This window comes from Wohlfahrtiimonas larvae (assembly GCF_002006755.1).
GTDB lineage: Bacteria > Pseudomonadota > Gammaproteobacteria > Cardiobacteriales > Wohlfahrtiimonadaceae > Wohlfahrtiimonas > Wohlfahrtiimonas larvae.
Window position 1 is genome coordinate 1 of record NZ_MVDO01000002.1, and the last position, 3,315, is coordinate 3,315.

The 3,315-nt window shown below is 37.1% G+C and carries 4 protein-coding genes; all 4 read right to left on the reverse strand.

All coding sequences use genetic code 11. The features are described from left to right. Positions 1 to 117: hypothetical protein (locus BZK14_RS13615; RefSeq protein ID WP_425445323.1), on the reverse strand; the 117-nt coding region annotated here is incomplete at its 3' end. A gap of 69 nt (positions 118 to 186) precedes the next feature. Further along, a complete protein-coding gene (locus BZK14_RS00190) occupies positions 187 to 1,104 on the reverse strand; it encodes a DMT family transporter (protein ID WP_077924602.1) in 918 nt (305 codons plus the stop codon). Between the two features lie 142 nt (positions 1,105 to 1,246). Next, the gene (locus BZK14_RS00195; protein WP_077924603.1) at positions 1,247 to 2,101 is read right to left on the reverse strand and encodes a CvfB family protein; all 855 of its coding nucleotides are present in this window, start codon (positions 2,099 to 2,101) and stop codon (positions 1,247 to 1,249) included. Positions 2,102 to 2,189: 88 nt separating this feature from the next. After that, a partial coding sequence (locus BZK14_RS00200) for an MFS transporter (RefSeq protein ID WP_077924604.1) occupies positions 2,190 to 3,315 on the reverse strand: 1,126 nt, incomplete at its 5' end.

Sequence of the window (3,315 nt, forward strand, 5' to 3'; positions counted from 1 at the left end):
ACCGTTCAAAATTGCAGGCAAAGCAGCTGCTTGAATTGGCGTCATTGTTAAATAACCTAAGTCTTTTAGGTTATCTAATTGTGCGGTAGGAAGGGAAAGCTCAGAAAAGTTTTGGATAGCCACGATGATTCTCAATATAATTCAATATAATAATGTGTGAACTATACTGAAAATCGATGAAACAATCTACTTTTGATGTGAATCGCTGTGAATGATCACTTTGCTACGCTTTTTAAATTGCGACACGGACAAGCCACCCAAAACTAAGGCAATCCCAGTACCAGACATCCAAGTGAGCCTTTCATGTAATACGATCATGGATAAAATCACAGTAACCATCGGTACAGCATTAATGTATAAACTCGCTTTGATTGCCCCTAATGATTTTAATGCTAAATTCCAAGTGACAAAGCAGATGGCAGAAGCACCTAAACCCAAAAACATTAAGTTTAAAATCACAGTTGTGCTGAGGTAGTTATTAATATTGAAATCAACATTTGCAAATGGAATGATGGGCAACATGAATAAAATACCGTACATGAATGTTCTGCGAGTTGTTTGGATTGTGTTATAGCCAAATGAGCTGATTTTCTTAGAGAAAATAGAATAGAACGACCAAATGATCGCAGCGAGTAATGCTAAAAAGTCACCTTTTAAGTTGATCTGTAATTCTGTTGCACCACTGAAACTCATTAAACCAACACCAATGAATGATAAAATCATACCGAAATAAAATTGTGGTCGGATGGTTTCATCTTTTAAGAAGAAGCGCGCCAATAATACAGTAAAGAAGGGCGATGTGGATGCGATCAATGCTGCATTCGATGCTAATGTATAAATGAGTGCATTATTTTCAAATAAGTAATAGAGCGTGATCCCGCATAAACCTGCTGCTGCAAAATAGGCTTCTTGCTTTAATGTTGTGCTTTTTAATCGCTTTGGAAATAGTAGCATTAAGAAGCATGTACCCATCACAAAGCGAGTGAGCAGAATCTCCATCGGTGATAAATCATTGTGTAAGAGGATTTTTGTGGAAACGAAAGTTGTGCCCCATAACAGAATAGTGAGCAGGGCGAGCGTGTGTCCTCTGAGTTCTTGATTCATGATTTATTCCAAAACGGTGATACTAAGATCGGATTAAGGTTAATCAGTGTAATGGAAATTACTAATAAAGTTTGAATAAAAAAATATCCTCTGCATTTTTAAAATGAGAGGATATTTTTAATGGAATATTTTTAAAGATTACTTAATTATTTAATTCTATTTTATCTTTAAAAATTTTGATTTTTTTAGCTTTAAATAAACCGCCAATGGCACGTTTAAATGCTGATTTACTCACACCAAAACGGCGCTGGATTTCTTCAGGTGCGCTTTTATCACTCATTGGCAATGAGCCATTGTTGATTTTTAAAGCTTCTAAGATTTTAGATTCCAAGCTGTTGCGATCTTCCGCTGTTTTGATCACAGGTTGTAATAGAATATCTAACTTGCCATCTTCGCGAACATTTTTGATGTAACCTGTTACTTCGCTACCGATTTGTGCATCATAGTTGATGTCACTTTTAAAAACTAAACCACGGTGAGCATGATTTACGATCACGTTTAAGCCTAATGGTGTTCTGCTTTCGATCAAAAGCATCACTTCATCGCCTTCTTTGTAGCTGTGAGGGATTTGATCTAAGTATTTATCATACTTCATGGTCGCTGTGATGCGCTGTGAACGTTCATCCATATATGTATAAACGATCGCAAAATCTTCAACCGCCAATGTGCCCACTTCTTCATTGAATGGCAACATCAAATCTTTGGGTAAACCCCAATCCAAGAAAATGCCATAATCTGAAATTTCCACCACTTGAAGATCAGCAAATTTGCCAACTTCTGTGAATGGCTTTTGTGTCGTTGCAGTTAATTTACCTTGTGCATTGGCATATACAAACACTTCCAAAGTATCCCCGATATTGGCAGGAATACTTCTTGGAATGGATTTGGTTGGCAGTAAAATATCACCTTCTAAAACTGCACCCGCAGAAGTCTTCTGCGTGATTTTTAGGTGATTCATACGGCCGATTTTTGGTTCTGAGTAACGATAGTAAGACATTTGACCTTTCATCAAAGAATAGAATTATCAATAAATAGCGATAATTATAAACCTTACTGAGAAATTCTTCAGGAAAGATGAAAGATATCTACGCTTTAATACGTTGAGTGATAAAAACCAAAACACTCAAAATCATCAAGCTCAATCCTAAATGTTGCCCATAAGCGACTAGCATCAAACCAATACCGATGATTAGGTAATACATTAATCCCAAAATTGCGCCTGCTGTGCCCAATTTATCACCATAATTCATCAATGCTTTTGCCAAAATATTTGGGATTGCAATGCCATAAGCCATCACAACGCCAACCATTGGCAAAATGAAAAACCATTGGCTTTGTAAAATGAATACTAATACACTGCTGATTAATAAAATGATGCTCGCAATTGTGACCAATTTTTCACTGCTGAACGCATATTTTTGAATCCAATGTTTATTCAAAAATGCGCCCAAGAAAGAACCTAAACCTAGTAAAATTCCACTTAAACCAAATAAAGTATGGCTCAAATCTAATTGCTCAAACATAAAGGGTGCCAATTGATAGTAAGCAAATAGGGCAATGTTTAAGAATCCAATTAAGCATGCATTTTTCAAGATGAAAGGATCACATAGCATCTCTTTTAATGTTGCGAAAAATGGCGGTTTGCTGATGTGTTCAGGTTTAGTTTCAGGCAAAATGAGTGTAACCCAAGCCAATAATACAATTGCCATGAGAATTAATAAAATGAATACGCCATGATAGCCAGAAAAGCTCACCATCAATGCGCCCAATAACATGCCGACAATTGGGCTAATGGCTAAAGCAATGCCCATGATGGAAAATACATAGCGCAAAGTTTCACCTGATAAGCGATCACGCATGATGGTTTGTGTTCCGATAGAACCAATGGCTGCTGAGAATGCCATGAGCATTCTGCACATCAATAATAGATCAAAATTTGTAGCAAAGATTGCCGCAACACAAGCAGTGCCATAAAGGAATAGAGCGATTAATACCGTTGGCTTTCTGCCTAACCAATCGCAACTATAACCCCAAATCACAACGCCAAATGCAAAGGCAATAAAGTAGAGGGATAATGTTTGCCCTGCATCGCTTTGGCTCACATCAAAGGCTGTTGCGATATCTGTGAGTGCTGGGCTATAAATAGTTTCCACGATTTGTGGAAACATCATCAATGCAATCAGCAAAGGGAGAGATAAAGTCTGTTTCATA

What these genes read in the sequence shown, in the direction of transcription:
- BZK14_RS00190 (WP_077924602.1), bottom strand. Translation starts at nt 1,104, where the DNA reads ATGAATCAAGAACTCAGAGGACACACGCTCGCCCTGCTCACTATTCTG.
- BZK14_RS00195 (WP_077924603.1), bottom strand. Translation starts at nt 2,101, where the DNA reads ATGTCTTACTATCGTTACTCAGAACCAAAAATCGGCCGTATGAATCAC.